Origin of the sequence: Klebsiella sp. GG_Kp175 (assembly GCF_040062325.1) — a bacterium.
Classification (GTDB): domain Bacteria; phylum Pseudomonadota; class Gammaproteobacteria; order Enterobacterales; family Enterobacteriaceae; genus Klebsiella; species Klebsiella quasipneumoniae.
The window spans coordinates 357084-371188 of the sequence record NZ_JBEAFX010000002.1 but is presented as its reverse complement, the minus strand read 5'-3'; the positions used below and the strand labels follow the sequence as shown (position 1 = coordinate 371188).

Sequence of the window (14105 nt, the reverse complement as noted above, 5' to 3'; positions counted from 1 at the left end):
GAACGAATGAGTATGCAGGCGGTTATTTTTGACATGGATGGCGTGATTATTGATTCCGAGGCGCTGTGGCGCCAGGCGCAGATTGACGCCCTTGCGCAGTGGGGAACAACGGCGAGCGTGGCTGAGTGTGAAACCCTGACCAAGGGCAAGCGTCTCGACGAAATCGCCGACACCTGGTGCCGCTATTTTCAGCTTAACCTTGCCCCATCGCTGCTGGAAGAGGCCATATTGCAGCGCATCACCGGCCTGATTGCCGCCGATGGCGAGCCGATGCGTGGGGTGCAGGAGGCGTTAGGCTATTTTCGCGCTGCCGGCTATAAAATTGCGCTCGCCACGTCATCATCCCGCCAGGTTATCGCCGCCGTGCTGAACAAGCTCTCGCTCTGGCACTTTTTTGACGCGATCTCCAGCGCAGATGATGAACCACGCGGCAAACCGCACCCGGCGGTGTACCTCACGACGCTGCGGAAGCTCAATCTCAACGCCAGCCAGTGTCTGGTGATTGAGGATAGCTTTACCGGCTTTTGCGCGGCCCAGTCGGCGGGGATTGCCACGATAGTGATTGCAGAAGATAGCCAGCACGCGCGTTTTCAGGCCGCCGCTGGCCGCTATCAAACCTTACCTGAACTGCTGGAAGCGCTTAGCGCGGAGCCAGCGGCGGCGGTTTAAGTCAGCCATTTGTGGGCGCAGACATTCCCGGGATGTAGCTGGTCGGTTAATCTCTTCTCTGCGCTCACGCCCTTTTTTCTCCTGGTCGATCTGCCTCACATTTCGCTCATCTTTTGTGAAAACAGTCACGTCTTGTTGTGCCAATGCCCAAATTTATGGCCTTGCTTAGCGGTGTTTGTCCGAGGCACTACTACGAAGTTGTGCTTAGATTATATATTGAAACGTATTTTCAATAATGTGAAACCGCTTTGCCGATTTGATTATGTCGATCGGATTTGGCCGTGATAAGGACCGAGCATGAAAATTGAATCTGTGAATGTCACCGTTTTCCAATATCCCACTCGTCGGGTTTCCGACAGCGCCGGGCACTCCCATCCGGGGGGTGAAAGCATGGCCAAAATGGCGATGCTGACCATCACCGCTGATGATGGGGCGCAGGGCTTTTCGTTTGCGCCTCCGGAAGTCGTGCGCCCGTTCGTGGTGAATACTTTTTTTCGCAAAGTGCTGGTGGGACAGGACCCGTTTAACCGTGAGCGTATCTGGCAGGATCTTAACCACTGGCAGCGCGGCAGCGCACATCAGCTAACGGAGCGCGCGCTGTCGTTTGTTGAACAGGCGCTGTGGGACCTGATCGGCCGCAGCCTTAAGATGCCGGTTTATAAGCTGCTCGGCGGCTATCGCGACACTGTCCCGGCTTACGGTAGCACCATGTGCGGCGACGATCTGCCGGGCGGCCTGTCGACCCCGGAAGAGTATGCCGCTTTTGCTGAGAAGCTGGTCGCCCGCGGCTACAAGGCCATCAAGCTGCACACCTGGATGCCGCCAATCTCTTTTGCGCCCAATCCCAAAATGGACATTAAAGCCTGCGCGGCGGTGCGCGAAGCCGTAGGGCCGGATATTGACCTGATGATTGATGGCTATCACTGGTACAGCCGCGCCGAGGCGCTGTGGATCGGCAAAGAGCTGGAAAAACTCAATTTCGCCTGGTTTGAAGAGCCGATGGAGGAGGATTCGATGTCCTCCTATGCGTGGCTGGCGGAAAACCTGTCGATTCCCATCGTCGGGCCGGAGAGCTTCGGCGGCAAGCACCACATGCGCGCCGAATGGGTGAAAGCCGGGGCCTGCGACATTCTGCGCGCCGGCGCTAACGGCGTGGGGGGGATTACACCGACCATGAAGGTGGCGGCGCTGGCGGAATCTTTCGGCATGGATTGCGAAGTCCACGGCAACGGAGCGGCAAGCCTGGCGGTGGTGGGCGCGATCCGCAACTGCCGCTGGTACGAGCGCGGCCTGCTGCATCCGTTCCTCGACTACGATGAACCGGCGGCCTATCTCAACAGCATTGTCGACCCGATGGATGACCAGGGATTTGTGCATTTGTCACAACGTCCGGGTCTCGGTGAAGACATTAATTTTGCGTATATCGAAGCCAATACCGTTAGCCACGACTGATTTAAAAAAATAAATACCCGATGGCGCTGCGCTTATCGAGCCTGCGGCCCGGTAGACCGGATAAGCCGAAAATGCCGCCATCCGGCAACATGTACCCTACAGTACAGGCAAACAGAGATATGAAAAAAACCTCCTTACTGGGAGCGTGTATTCTCGCGCTCGCCATGTCGATGGGGAGCGGGGAGGCGGTGGCGAAAACGCCGCCCGACCAGCTGATCATCGGCATGAATATGAATAACCTGCTCACCCTTGACCCGGCGGCGATGACCGGTAACGAAGTGGTGGGGATCGTGGTCAACCTCTACGACTCGCTGGTGGAGCTTGACCCTGAGCAGCTCACCACCGTCAGGCCCGCGCTGGCGAAATCCTGGGATATCAGCCCCGACGGCAAAACCCTGACCTTTCATCTGCGCGATGACGTTAAGTTTCACTCCGGCAACCCGCTGACCGCCGCCGACGTCGTGTGGTCAATGCGGCGCATCCTGCACCTCAACCTGGCCCAGGCCTCAGTATGGAAATCCTATGGCTTCAGTAAGAAAAATATCGACAGCCAGGTCAGCGCGCCGGACCGCTTCACGGTGCAAATCGTATTACCCAAAGATAACGATCCGCAGCTGGTGATTTACTCGCTGGCGGCGCTGGGCAACCTCGGAGTGCTGGACAGTAAAACGGTGCAAAGCCACCAGCAGGATAACGACTGGGGTAACCGCTGGCTAACCACCCATGAAGCCGGTTCCGGGCCGTTTATCCTCGAAACCTGGCAGGCGAAAGATGTGCTGCGCATGAAGCGCAACCCTGACTACTGGCGCGGCGAGGCGAAAATGAGCCGCGTGGTACTGCGTCATTTCCAGGAGTCGCAAACTCTGCGCCTGATGATCGAAAAAGGCGACCTTGATATTGCCAACAATATGGCGGTTTCCGATATCAACGCCCTGCGCAGCGATCCGCAGCTGACCGTCGATGCGGTGCAGCGCGGCACCATGTACTACGTGGCGATGAGCATGAAAGAGGCGCACTTCGCCAATCCGAAAGTGCGCGAGGCGGTGCGCTATCTGATTGATTACCAGGGTATCAATAAAGCGCTGATGCCGGGCTACGGCGTGCTGCACCAGCGGCCTATCAAAGCGGGAATGCCGTCCACGCTACCCGATCCCGGCTACAGGCTGGATGTGGCGCGGGCGAAAAAGCTGCTGGCGGAAGCGGGATATCCCAACGGCTTTGATACCACGCTGCGGGTACTCTCCGATCAGCCATTTCTTAACATCGCTATCGCCGTGCAGTCGACGCTGATGCAGGCGGGGATTAACGCCAAAATCATCACCGGCACTGGTAACCAGATCTACGGCGCAATGCGCGAGCGTAAATTTGACCTGCTGGTAGGTCGCGGCGGCAGCGGGATGGAGCCGCATCCGCACTCCAGCCTGCGCGCGCTGGTCTATAACCCGGATAACAGCGATAAGGCGCGCCTGACCAACTTCCAGGGCTGGCGTACCGGTTTTTACGACCCGCAACTGAATACGATGATTGACCAGGCCCTGCTGGAACGCGATCCGCAAAAACAGGTGGCTGACTACCAGGCCATCCAGACACGCTACGACCAGCTGGTTCCGGCTTTAATTCCGCTTTCGCAGATGGTTGATTCGGTCGTCGTGCGCAACGAGGTACGGGAGTATCAGCCGCACCCCTCCGCCACCACTTTTCTGCGTGACGTCTATAAAGTCCGCGAAGGAGAGAAAGGATGAGTACCGCAATCCTTGCGCCCGGCTCACGCGGCCGGCGCTTATCAAAACGGCTACTGCAGGTGGTGATTACACTGTTCGGCCTGCTGCTGCTGACCTTTACCATTGGCCGCGTCATGCCCATCGACCCGGTGCTGGCGATTGTCGGCCCGGATGCTGACCAGAGTACCTATCAGCAGGTTTACCAGCAGCTGGGGTTTGATAAATCGCTGACCACCCAGTTTGGCATCTATTTCGTCAACCTGTTGCACGGCGATCTGGGCAACGCGCTGCTGACCGGGAAACCGGTGGTGGACGATATTATCCGCGTCTTCCCGGCCACCATGGAGCTGGCAACGATGGCGATTATTGTCGGCGCGGGTCTTGGTATTCCGCTGGGCGTGTTGGCGGCGGCGCGGCGCAATAGCGTCTCCGATTATGTGGTACGCATTATCAGCCTGGCGGGCTACTCGATGCCGATCTTTTGGGTCGGGATGATGGGGCTGCTGGTGTTCTATGCCTGGCTTGGCTGGGTAGGCGGCGCCGGGAGGGTAGAGCTCGGGCTGGATGGTGTGGTGCCGCGCTGCACCGGGCTGATGACCGTTGATGCGCTGCTGGCCGGCAACGGCCAGGTGTTCTGGAACGCCATTAATCATCTGATTCTTCCCGCCTCGCTGCTGGGTTTTCACTCGCTGGCTTATATCAGCCGTATGACCCGCAGCTTTATGCTGGCCCAGCTGTCGCAGGAGTTCATTATTACCGCCCGGGTGAAAGGGCTGACCGAGCGCCAGGTTATCTGGAACCATGCGTTTCGTAACATCCTCGTGCAACTGCTGACGGTGGTGGCGCTGGCCTACGGCGCGCTGCTGGAAGGCGCGGTGCTGATTGAAACCGTCTTCTCATGGCCGGGGTTTGGCTCCTACCTTACCGGAAGCTTGCTGCTGGGCGATATGAATGCGGTGATGGGCTGCGTGCTGCTGGTGGGGGTGATCTTCGTGATGCTCAACCTGCTCTCCGACATGCTGTATCAATTCTTTGACCCGAGGACAAAATCATGACCGTTTCTCTGGATTCGCCGCTTTCGGGTGGTGCGGGCGAAGGCCGTCAGCGGCTGCAACGCGCGGCGGCGCGGGCCGTCGGGTTTATCGGCAAAATGGCGCGCAATCCGCTCACGGCCATCGGCGGAGGAATTATCTTTATGCTGCTGGTGGTGGCGATTTTCGCGCCGCTGATTGCGCCTTATAACCCGCTGGTACAGGACCTGAATAGTGCGCTGGTCGCGCCGAATGCGCAGCACTGGTTCGGCACCGATGAGTTTGGCCGAGATATCTTTAGTCGCCTGGTGTACGGCTCCCGCATCACGCTCTATATCGTGCTGCTGGTCTCAGTGACCGTCGGTCCGCTCGGACTGCTGCTGGGCGTCAGTGCCGGCTATTTCGGCGGTAAAGTCGATATGGTGCTGATGCGCGTCACCGATATTTTCATCTCCTTCCCGAGTCTGGTCCTGGCGCTGGCGTTTGTCGCCGCTTTAGGACCGGGGCTGGAGCACGTGGTTATCGCCATCACGCTGACCGCCTGGCCGCCGATTGCCCGTCTGGCGCGCGCCGAAACGCTCTCTCTGCGCCAGGCTGATTTTATCTCCGCCGTGCGTCTGCAGGGCGCTTCATCGGCCCGCGTCCTCTGGCGCCATATCGTGCCGCTGTGTCTGCCCTCGGTCATTATCCGTATCACCATGAATATGGCCGGGATCATTCTGACCGCGGCCGGCCTAGGCTTTCTCGGCCTCGGCGCGCAGCCGCCAGAGCCGGAGTGGGGAGCGATGATCTCCAGCGGGCGCACTTATATGATGGAGTGCTGGTGGGTCGTAACCATTCCGGGGCTGGCGATTCTGATCAATAGCTTAGCGTTCAACTTCTTAGGAGATGGCCTACGTGACATCCTCGATCCCCGTAGTGAATAATGCACCGCTGCTCGACGTGCGCGATTTGTGCGTCGACTTTGTTAACGGTAGCGCGGTGACCCACGCCGTGCGCGGCGTCTCCTTCCAGTTGGGGCGTGAAAAGCTGGCGATTGTTGGCGAGTCCGGTTCGGGTAAATCCACGGTTGGACGCGCGCTTTTGCAACTCCATCCGAAAAAAGCCCGCGTGACCGCCAGCCGGATGCAGTTTGCCGACCTCGATCTGCAGCATCTTAGCGAAGCGCAGATGCGCGGCGTACGCGGCAAACGTATCTCTATGATTATGCAGGACCCGAAATATTCGCTTAATCCGGTGGTCTGCGTGGGTAAGCAAATCGCCGAGGCCTGGCTTACTCATCATCCCGGGCGCAAAGATGAGGCGAAAGCCAGGGCGCTGGAGATGCTGGAGGTGGTGCGTATTCGCCAGCCGGAGCGCGTTTATCAGCTTTATCCGTATGAAATATCCGGCGGACAGGGGCAGCGCATCATGATCGCCATGATGCTGATTACCGACCCGGAGCTGATCATTGCCGATGAGCCCACCTCCGCGCTGGACGTGTCGGTGCGCCTGCAGGTGCTGGGCCTGCTGGATGACCTGGTTCAGTCGCGCGGGCTGGGGCTGATTTTTATCAGCCACGATATCAACCTGGTGCGCAGCTTCTGCGACCGGGTGCTGGTGATGTACGCCGGACGGGTAGTGGAGTCCATCGCCGCTAAAGATCTCGATCACGCCCGTCACCCCTACACTCAGGGATTGATTAACTCGCTGCCGGATATGCAGCATCGTCGCCCGATACTGCCGGTGCTGCAGCGTCAGGCCAGCTGGTTAACGGATTAAGGAGCGGATAATGATTGAAGTTCAACATCTCAACCTCGCGTTTGGCGAGGGGGAGAAGCGTAACCAGGTGCTGTATGACGTCAGTTTCCACGTTAAGCCCGGCGAGATCTACGGTCTGGTAGGAGAGTCCGGTTCCGGTAAAACGACGGTGCTCAAGTGCCTGGCGGGGCTGTTTACCCACTGGCAGGGGGAACTGACCATCGATGCTCAGCCCTTAGGGCATGAAATTAGCCGCGAGCGCTGCCGTCAGGTGCAGATGGTATTTCAGGACCCTTACGGATCACTGCATCCCCGTCACACCATTGGCGATATCCTCGAAGAGCCGCTGCAGATCCATCGTATCAACGACCGCGACCGGCGGATCAATGTGCTGCTGGATAAAGTTGGCCTCAACCGCGCCTTTCGCGAGCGCTATCCGCATCAGCTCTCCGGCGGGCAGCGGCAGCGCGTGGCGATAGCCAGAGCGCTGATTCTTGAGCCTCAGGTGCTGCTGCTGGATGAGCCGACGTCGGCGCTGGATGTGTCGGTGCAGGCTGAGATCCTTAACCTGCTGGCAGAATTGCAGCGGGAGGCTAAGCTCACTTACCTGATGGTCACCCACGATCTTGGGGTTATTGCCCACTTATGCCAGAAAGTGGCGGTGATGCAGTACGGGAAGATCCTCGAAACCCTGACGGTCGATGCGCTGGTCAGCTGCCAGGCGCAGACGGCCTATACGCAGATGCTGGTTAACGCCAGTCGGCAATATACGCGCGAAATGGCGCGTGAGGTGGCGGAATACTAAGCTTTATGGCGCATTGTCTCACGGAAGATGCGCCCATTTTAATAGGTAACTATTTGATGTTATAGGTTTTTTGTGGTTGTAGGTATCGTCTATTAATGTAAGCGCGTTGTTTGGATCGATATCCTGCCCAGGTTTTTCCTGCAGCCGCAGGTGCCGTTTTACCTTAACATTCAGAGGCTCAATCAACGAACCCGGCTGCTGTATACCAGCCGGGCACCGTCTTTGCTTTGCGAAGCCTGATCAGCGTAGCAGCGGGCAGTCGGGCGGCAGCCGGCAGCGCAGGGCCGCCGGTAACAGCTCCATACGGAAGGTTTTTCCGCTGAGCGGCTCGCCGTCGAGGTTAAACGTCATCTCATGGGGGGCGGTGATCTCAAACCAGGAGGAGACGCCGTCGACAATATTCGGCGAGTTTTCCGGATTCGCCAGGGTGCTGAAGAGGGCAGGGATCAGCTCTTCGCCGGTGAAAATGCGCAGATGCAGCAGACCATCGTTAATCAACGCCTCCGGACATAGCTGCTGGCCGCCGCCCGCCTGGCGGCCGTTGCCGATGCCGATGACCAGCGCATCGCCCTGCCAGTGAAAGTTCTCCCCGCGGATCTCGCAGCGGTCCGGCTTCAGGGTATCCATGCGCATCAGGCCATGGATTAAATAAGAGACACCGCCGAGCGCGGCTTTGAGCTTTTCCGGCGTTTCGGTGGTGATCCGGGTGCCGAACCCGCCGGTCGCCATATTAATAAAGCCGGTCTTATCATTAACCCGGGCGATATCTATCGGCACATCGCGACCGACGATCGCCAGCTTGAGGGCGCTGGCCAGATCCTGTGGAATACCGACGCTGGTGGCGAAGTCGTTGGCCGTGCCCAGCGGTAAAATCCCCAGCGCCATGTTGCTGCCGCGCTCCACCAGCGCGGTCGCCACTTCATTAATCGTGCCGTCGCCGCCGCCGGCGATCACCGTTTCAACGTTCAGCTGCAGGGCTTCATCGATAAACCGCGCGGCATCGCCCTTTTCCCAGGTCACGCGGACGTGAATATCAATCCCTTCATCGCGTAACAGGTTAACCGCTTCGCGTAGCTGCGGTTCATTGGCACCTTTGCCGTTAAGGATCAGTAAGCTGGCAGGAAACGTAGACATCATCAAGGGAACCTTTATTGCTCAATGTTGCATAAAGTGTACCGCATGACGCAAGTGAAGGCCGGGAGAGAGGCAAAAAAATAAGCCCGCGTAAGGGAGATTACGCAGGCTAAGGAGGTGGTTCCTGGTACAACTAGCATTTATGGGTTATGTTTTTCAGCGAAATGGATGATACCTGTTTCGATCGAAACGGTATGTGATCCGATTCTAATATCCTTACATCGTGAAAAAATAACGCAAATTAACTAGTTACCGTGCGGGTTTCTGGTTGTCTGACCAGTAAAGTTGCGCATCAGCAGCGCATACTGCAGGGGCAGGTCGTCCGGCACAGGCAACCATACGGTATAGCCGTCGCCCGGGGCCACCGGCATGGCTTCGCCTTTGCCATTTTCCATGTGCTCGAGGGTGAAGTTGACGTTACCCTGCGGAGTCATCAGTTCAAGGCTGTCGCCAACGCTGAACTTATTTTTGACCGCCACTGCCGCCAGCGGGCCGTTCCGCTCCCCGGTGAATTCGCCGACAAACTGCTGGCGTTCGGAGAGGGAGTAGCCATATTCGTAGTTCTGGTAATCGTCATGGGTATGGCGGCGCAGGAAGCCTTCGGTGTACCCGCGATGGGCCAGCCCCTCAAGGGTTTCCAGCAGGCTGGTATCGAACGGTTTGCCGGCGGCGGCATCATCGATCGCCTTGCGGTAAACCTGGGCGGTGCGCGCGCAGTAGTAGAAGGATTTGGTGCGGCCTTCGATCTTCAGCGAGTGAACGCCCATCTGGGTCAGACGCTCAACGTGGGCGATAGCCCGCAGATCTTTCGAGTTCATGATGTAGGTGCCGTGCTCATCTTCGAAGGCGGTCATGTACTCGCCCGGACGTTTGGCTTCCTCGATCATAAAGACTTTATCGGTCGGCGCGCCAATGCCGAGGGTTGGCTCCACGGTCTGCACCGGAATCGGCTCATATTTGTGAACGATGTTGCCGACGTCGTCCTCTTTACCTTCCGCCACGTTGTATTCCCAGCGGCAGGCGTTGGTGCAGGTTCCCTGATTCGGGTCGCGCTTGTTGATATACCCGGAGAGCAGGCAGCGGCCGGAGTAGGCCATGCACAGCGCGCCGTGGACGAAAATCTCAATTTCCATCTCCGGCACCTGGCGGCGGATCTCTTCGATTTCATCCAGCGACAGTTCACGCGACAGGATCACGCGAGTGAGGCCCATCTGCTGCCAGAATTTGACCGTCGCCCAGTTGACGGCGTTGGCCTGCACCGAAAGATGGATCGGCATATCCGGAAAGTTTTCCCGCACCAGCATGATTAAACCCGGATCGGACATGATCAGCGCGTCCGGACCCATCTCCACCACCGGCTTCAGATCGCGAATAAACGTTTTCAGCTTGGCGTTATGCGGGGCGATGTTGACCACCACATAGAATTTTTTACCCAACGCGTGGGCTTCATTGATGCCGAGCTGCAGATTTTCGTGATTGAATTCGTTGTTACGCACGCGCAGCGAGTAGCGCGGCTGGCCGGCATAAACGGCATCGGCGCCATAGGCGAAAGCGTAACGCATATTCTTCAGCGTTCCCGCCGGGGAAAGGAGTTCTGGTTTAAACATGGTGTTCTCGTTCTGATGACAGGTCAGATTCGCCGCACCGGGTGCGGCGAGTTGGGGAGTGTCCCCACATTAAGGGCGGGCATTGTAGCGCCGCGGCGAAGGGGAGTAAATATCAGATGGGTATCTTTCAGTATGGCTAATTTGTTTGCCATTTTAAACCTGGGCAGTGCTCACACTGACAGCACTCATAACGCCTGGTGTCATAGTCGCTACGGAGTTTCCCGGGTTGCGGCGTAAACGCCTTACCCGGGCTACGGATTGCAGACGGCGGTGGACTTGTAGCCCGGCTAAGCGCAGCGCGAGCCGGGAAAAGGCTCACTACGCCAGTCGACAGGCGTCGGCTTCCCAGCGGTAGCCAACCCCGTACACGGCGCGGATGAACGACTGTTCGGCGTCCAGCGCCTCCAGCTTGCGCCGCAGATTTTTGATGTGGCTGTCAATGGTGCGGTCGGTCACTACCCGATAGTCGTCATACAGATGGTTGAGCAACTGTTCGCGGGAGAAGACCTTCCCCGGCTCCTGGGAGAGGGTTTTCAGCAGCCGGAACTCGGCGGGGGTGAGGTCCAGCAGCTTGTCGCGCCACGAGGCCTGAAAACGGCCCTCGTCGACAATCAGCGGACTCTGCGCGTCCAGCGCCTGCAGGTCGCGCTGCGGCTTGCAGCGGCGGAGAATGGTTTTCACCCGGGCGACCACTTCCCGCGGGCTGTAGGGCTTGCAGATATAGTCGTCGGCGCCAATCTCCAGCCCCAGCAAACGGTCGATCTCTTCGATTTTCGCCGTCACCATCACCACCGGAACGTCGGAGAAGCGGCGAATTTCGCGGCACAGCGTCAGGCCGTCGGTACCGGGCAGCATCAGATCCAGCAGGATCAGGTGCGGCGGAGTCTGGCGAACGTAGGGCAGGACCTTGTCGCCATGGTTAATCAGCGTAGGCGCATAGCCGGCGGCCTGCAGATAATCAATCAGCAGCTGGCCGAGCTTGGGTTCATCTTCCACGATAAGAATGCGCGGGGTGTTTTCATCTACAGGCAATTCAGTCATACGTCTCTCGGTAAATCATGTTCCAGAGGTAACTCAACTTTAATGCTAACCCCGCCAAAAGGCGAATGGTCGGCACGCAGGGTGCCGCCGTGGGCCGCTACGATATTGAGGCAAATCGCCAGCCCAAGGCCGGAGCCGCCGCTGGCGCGGTTGCGCGATCCTTCCGCCCGGTAAAAGCGCTCGCACAGGCGGGCCAGCTGCTCATCGCTGACCCCGGGGGCGCTGTCGGCGAAGTCGATCACCAGCATCCGTCCGCTGCGGCGGGCGGTGATGTGCAGGCTGCCGCCGCTGTCGGTATAGCGCAGGCTGTTTTCCAGCAGATTGTTGAAGAGCTGCATCAGGCGGTCGCGGTCGCCGAAGATCATCGCCTGCTCCGGGAGCGACACCTGGATGCTCAGCTGCCGGCCGGCGAAGCGCTCGCGAAAAGCGCCTGCGGCTACCTCCAGCAGGGTGATGATATCCAGCGAGGTTTTCTGGTAGGCCAGCGCTCCCTCATCGGACATCGACAGCTGATGGAGATCGTCTACCAGCTTGGTGAGGGTGGCCACTTCAGCCTGCAGAGAGGGAATGGATTCAGGGGTAAAACGCCGGACCCCGTCCTGAATCGCCTCCAGCTCGCCGCGCAGCACCGCCAGCGGGGTACGCAGTTCATGGGAGATATCGGCCATCAGGTCGCGACGCATCTGCTGGTTGCGCTCCAGGGTGCTGGCGAGCTGGTTAAAATCCTGCGCCAGGCGGCCGAGCTCATCGCCGCCGGTCACCGTCACGCGGGTGGAAAAGTCGCCCGCCGCCAGCTTATGGGTGCCTTCCACCAGCCGTTTCACCGGCGCCAGCAGGCCGCGGGCCAGCGGGAAGGTGGCCAGCGCGGCAAGCAGGGTGGCGAGGGCGACAATCAGCCAGCTGGTGCGCTTCTGCTGCCGGTCGAAGTTAATGTCGGTATTGCGGGTTAGCCGCTCCACCGGCGAGGCGATCACTCTGCCTACCTCCACGCCGTTGACCATAATGCTGCGCTGGCTGCCGTCCTCCGGCACGCGCTCGCGGGGGCCCACCAGCACCCGGCCAGACTGATCGACCACCCAGAACATGGTGCGCCAGCCGTGGGGCGGCATTTCCGGCCTCGGGCGCGGGCCGTCAGGGGGACCATCCGGCGGCGGCCCATCGGGACCGGCGTCCGTCGCGTCCATCGCCCCCGGCTTCATGGCGTGCCCCGGCGGCGAGCGGTCGTCATTATCCCGTTCGAAGGTGCGCAGCAGCTGGAAGATAAAGCGGTCATTGTTGCGCAGAAACGCCCAGCTGCCGTGCTGGGCATACTGCTCGCTCAGCGCGTCGCTAAGCATGGTTAACCGCTGCTCATTGCCGCGCTTGATGTAATCGATAAACCCGCGTTCGAAACTGATGCGCACCGCCCAGTGCATGCTGATCAGCAGCACGATGCAGGTGGCGAAAATAGCGAGGAACAGCTTGCCGGTAATGCCCGGGCGCCAAAATTTCACGATCCACTCCTGTTGCGTCGACGGATGACGGTATTGCTGCCGACGTCATCCGGTACCCGGGAAAAGATGAGCGCCGGCAGGGCGATGATCGCCGCCATGCTCAGATAGGTATAGAGAAAGACCTGATGGGTGCCGGCGGCGTCGAGGCTCAGATGCTGCTGGCCGTACAGCCCCAGCAGCAGCCCGGCGATGGTCACGCCAATACTCATCGACAGCTGCATCACCATCGACAGCAGGCTGTTGCCGCTGCTGGCCAGATCGTCCGGGAGATCTTTCAGGGTCAGGGTATTCATCGACGAGAAGCGGCTGGCGTTGATCATTCCCTGCAGAAACAGGATCAGCGGCAGCGCGTAATACCAGCCCGCCAGGGCGCTAAACATAAACAGCAGGCTGACCGCCGCCAGCCCCAGAGTGCTGGCGACCAGCACCCGACGGTAGCCGAAGCGGTTGACCACCTGGACCACGATCCGCTTCATCCCCATGCTGCCGAGCACCATCGGGATCATCATCAGCCCGGCGTGGAAGGGGCTAAAACCGAGGCCGATCTGCAGAAACACCGGGGTCATAAACGGCAGCATGCCGCTGCCGATGCGCCCGGCGAAGCTGCCGCCGAGGCCAAGGGAGAAGGTGCGGTTGCGAAACAGGTTAAGGCTGAACAGCGCCCGGGCGTTACCGCGGGCGTGCCACAGGTAGAGCAGCAGGGCGGCGAGGCCGACGGCCACCAGTCCCGCCAGCCAGGCGGGGGAAATGCCGAGCCCTTTCTGGCCATCCAGCGCCAGTGTCAGGGTCGCCATCCCGGCCGCCAGCAGCACAAAGCCGGCGAGATCGAAGCGTCGGGTCTGCATGGTGTAGTTGGGCATCAGGCAGAGGGTGGCGATGGCGCCGACGATCCCCACCGGGATGTTAATGAGGAAGATCCAGTGCCAGGAGGCGTACTCCACCAGTACCCCGCCCAGCGCCGGGCCGAGCAGCGGGCCGACCTGGCCCGGCAGGGTAACGAAGGTCATCGCCGCCATGTACTGATCGCGCGGGACGATCTTCATCACCGTCAGGCGACCGACCGGCACCATCATCGCGCCGCCGATACCCTGCAGCACCCGCGCCATCACCAGCTGGTCAAGGGTGCTGGCCTGGGCGCAAAACAGCGATCCAGCGGTAAACAGCACGATGGCGGTAAAGAAAATATTGCGCACCCCGACCCGGTCGGCCAGCCAGCCGCTGGCCGGCAGCATCACCGCCACCGTCAGGACATAGGAGACGATGATCATATGCATATGCAGCGGACTCTCCCCGAGGCTTTTGGCCATCGAGGGGAGGGCGGTGTTGACAATGGTGGTGTCCAGCGACTGCATAAAGAAGCCGAACGCCACTATCCATAGCTGCCAGCGCACGCTGGCCGGGAGGTCTGTCAT

Annotated in this window: 12 protein-coding genes; 7 read left to right on the top strand and 5 right to left on the bottom strand. The window is 59.5% G+C overall.

Annotation, left to right across the window (positions count from 1 at the left end; translation table 11 throughout):
- Nucleotides 1-6: 6 nt before the first annotated feature.
- From ABLU73_RS04930 to ABLU73_RS04900, 7 genes are all read left to right on the top strand, one after another.
- Nucleotides 7-669 carry an HAD-IA family hydrolase gene (locus ABLU73_RS04930; RefSeq protein WP_043520368.1) on the top strand — a complete coding sequence of 221 codons (663 nt, stop codon included), beginning with the start codon at nucleotides 7-9 and terminating at the stop codon, nucleotides 667-669.
- A gap of 297 nt (nucleotides 670-966) precedes the next feature.
- Nucleotides 967-2121 (top strand): mandelate racemase family protein, encoded by a 1155-nt coding sequence (locus ABLU73_RS04925; RefSeq protein ID WP_004214749.1) that lies wholly within the window; start codon nucleotides 967-969, stop codon nucleotides 2119-2121.
- A gap of 119 nt (nucleotides 2122-2240) precedes the next feature.
- Nucleotides 2241-3863: an ABC transporter substrate-binding protein gene (locus tag ABLU73_RS04920; protein WP_004180553.1), complete on the top strand. Its 1623-nt coding sequence runs from the start codon at nucleotides 2241-2243 to the stop codon at nucleotides 3861-3863.
- Nucleotides 3860-4897 (top strand): ABC transporter permease, encoded by a 1038-nt coding sequence (locus ABLU73_RS04915; protein ID WP_032456380.1) that lies wholly within the window; start codon nucleotides 3860-3862, stop codon nucleotides 4895-4897. The genes ABLU73_RS04920 and ABLU73_RS04915 overlap by 4 nt, the downstream gene beginning before the upstream one ends.
- Nucleotides 4894-5799 carry an ABC transporter permease gene (locus ABLU73_RS04910; RefSeq protein WP_004200464.1) on the top strand — a complete coding sequence of 302 codons (906 nt, stop codon included), beginning with the start codon at nucleotides 4894-4896 and terminating at the stop codon, nucleotides 5797-5799. The genes ABLU73_RS04915 and ABLU73_RS04910 overlap by 4 nt, the downstream gene beginning before the upstream one ends.
- The gene (locus ABLU73_RS04905) at nucleotides 5771-6634 is read left to right on the top strand and encodes an ABC transporter ATP-binding protein (RefSeq protein WP_264924526.1); all 864 of its coding nucleotides are present in this window, start codon (nucleotides 5771-5773) and stop codon (nucleotides 6632-6634) included. The genes ABLU73_RS04910 and ABLU73_RS04905 overlap by 29 nt, the downstream gene beginning before the upstream one ends.
- A gap of 10 nt (nucleotides 6635-6644) precedes the next feature.
- Nucleotides 6645-7418 carry an ABC transporter ATP-binding protein gene (locus tag ABLU73_RS04900; RefSeq protein ID WP_043520375.1) on the top strand — a complete coding sequence of 258 codons (774 nt, stop codon included), beginning with the start codon at nucleotides 6645-6647 and terminating at the stop codon, nucleotides 7416-7418.
- Between the two features lie 240 nt (nucleotides 7419-7658).
- Here the strand turns inward: ABLU73_RS04900 and yegS are convergent, their stop codons facing one another.
- From yegS to ABLU73_RS04875, 5 genes are all read right to left on the bottom strand, one after another.
- Entirely contained in the window at nucleotides 7659-8555 is an 897-nt protein-coding gene (gene yegS / locus ABLU73_RS04895) for a lipid kinase YegS (protein WP_017899357.1), read from the bottom strand.
- A 242-nt stretch (nucleotides 8556-8797) separates the two neighbouring features.
- Nucleotides 8798-10159 (bottom strand): tRNA 5-hydroxyuridine modification protein YegQ, encoded by a 1362-nt coding sequence (yegQ, locus tag ABLU73_RS04890; protein ID WP_004201559.1) that lies wholly within the window; start codon nucleotides 10157-10159, stop codon nucleotides 8798-8800.
- A 318-nt stretch (nucleotides 10160-10477) separates the two neighbouring features.
- The gene (gene baeR / locus ABLU73_RS04885) at nucleotides 10478-11200 is read right to left on the bottom strand and encodes a two-component system response regulator BaeR (protein ID WP_004201558.1); all 723 of its coding nucleotides are present in this window, start codon (nucleotides 11198-11200) and stop codon (nucleotides 10478-10480) included.
- Entirely contained in the window at nucleotides 11197-12693 is a 1497-nt protein-coding gene (gene baeS / locus ABLU73_RS04880) for a two-component system sensor histidine kinase BaeS (RefSeq protein ID WP_057216225.1), read from the bottom strand. The genes baeR and baeS overlap by 4 nt, the downstream gene beginning before the upstream one ends.
- The gene (locus ABLU73_RS04875) at nucleotides 12690-14105 is read right to left on the bottom strand and encodes an MFS transporter (protein WP_043520380.1); all 1416 of its coding nucleotides are present in this window, start codon (nucleotides 14103-14105) and stop codon (nucleotides 12690-12692) included. The genes baeS and ABLU73_RS04875 overlap by 4 nt, the downstream gene beginning before the upstream one ends.

Excerpts from the sequence above, each read along its gene's own strand:
- ABLU73_RS04930 (WP_043520368.1), top strand. The coding sequence starts at position 7 with ATGAGTATGCAGGCGGTTATTTTTGACATGGATGGCGTGATTATTGAT.
- ABLU73_RS04925 (WP_004214749.1), top strand. The coding sequence starts at position 967 with ATGAAAATTGAATCTGTGAATGTCACCGTTTTCCAATATCCCACTCGT.
- ABLU73_RS04920 (WP_004180553.1), top strand. The coding sequence starts at position 2,241 with ATGAAAAAAACCTCCTTACTGGGAGCGTGTATTCTCGCGCTCGCCATG.
- ABLU73_RS04915 (WP_032456380.1), top strand. The coding sequence starts at position 3,860 with ATGAGTACCGCAATCCTTGCGCCCGGCTCACGCGGCCGGCGCTTATCA.
- ABLU73_RS04910 (WP_004200464.1), top strand. The coding sequence starts at position 4,894 with ATGACCGTTTCTCTGGATTCGCCGCTTTCGGGTGGTGCGGGCGAAGGC.
- ABLU73_RS04900 (WP_043520375.1), top strand. The coding sequence starts at position 6,645 with ATGATTGAAGTTCAACATCTCAACCTCGCGTTTGGCGAGGGGGAGAAG.
- yegS (WP_017899357.1), bottom strand. The coding sequence starts at position 8,555 with ATGATGTCTACGTTTCCTGCCAGCTTACTGATCCTTAACGGCAAAGGT.
- yegQ (WP_004201559.1), bottom strand. The coding sequence starts at position 10,159 with ATGTTTAAACCAGAACTCCTTTCCCCGGCGGGAACGCTGAAGAATATG.
- baeR (WP_004201558.1), bottom strand. The coding sequence starts at position 11,200 with ATGACTGAATTGCCTGTAGATGAAAACACCCCGCGCATTCTTATCGTG.
- ABLU73_RS04875 (WP_043520380.1), bottom strand. The coding sequence starts at position 14,105 with ATGACAGACCTCCCGGCCAGCGTGCGCTGGCAGCTATGGATAGTGGCG.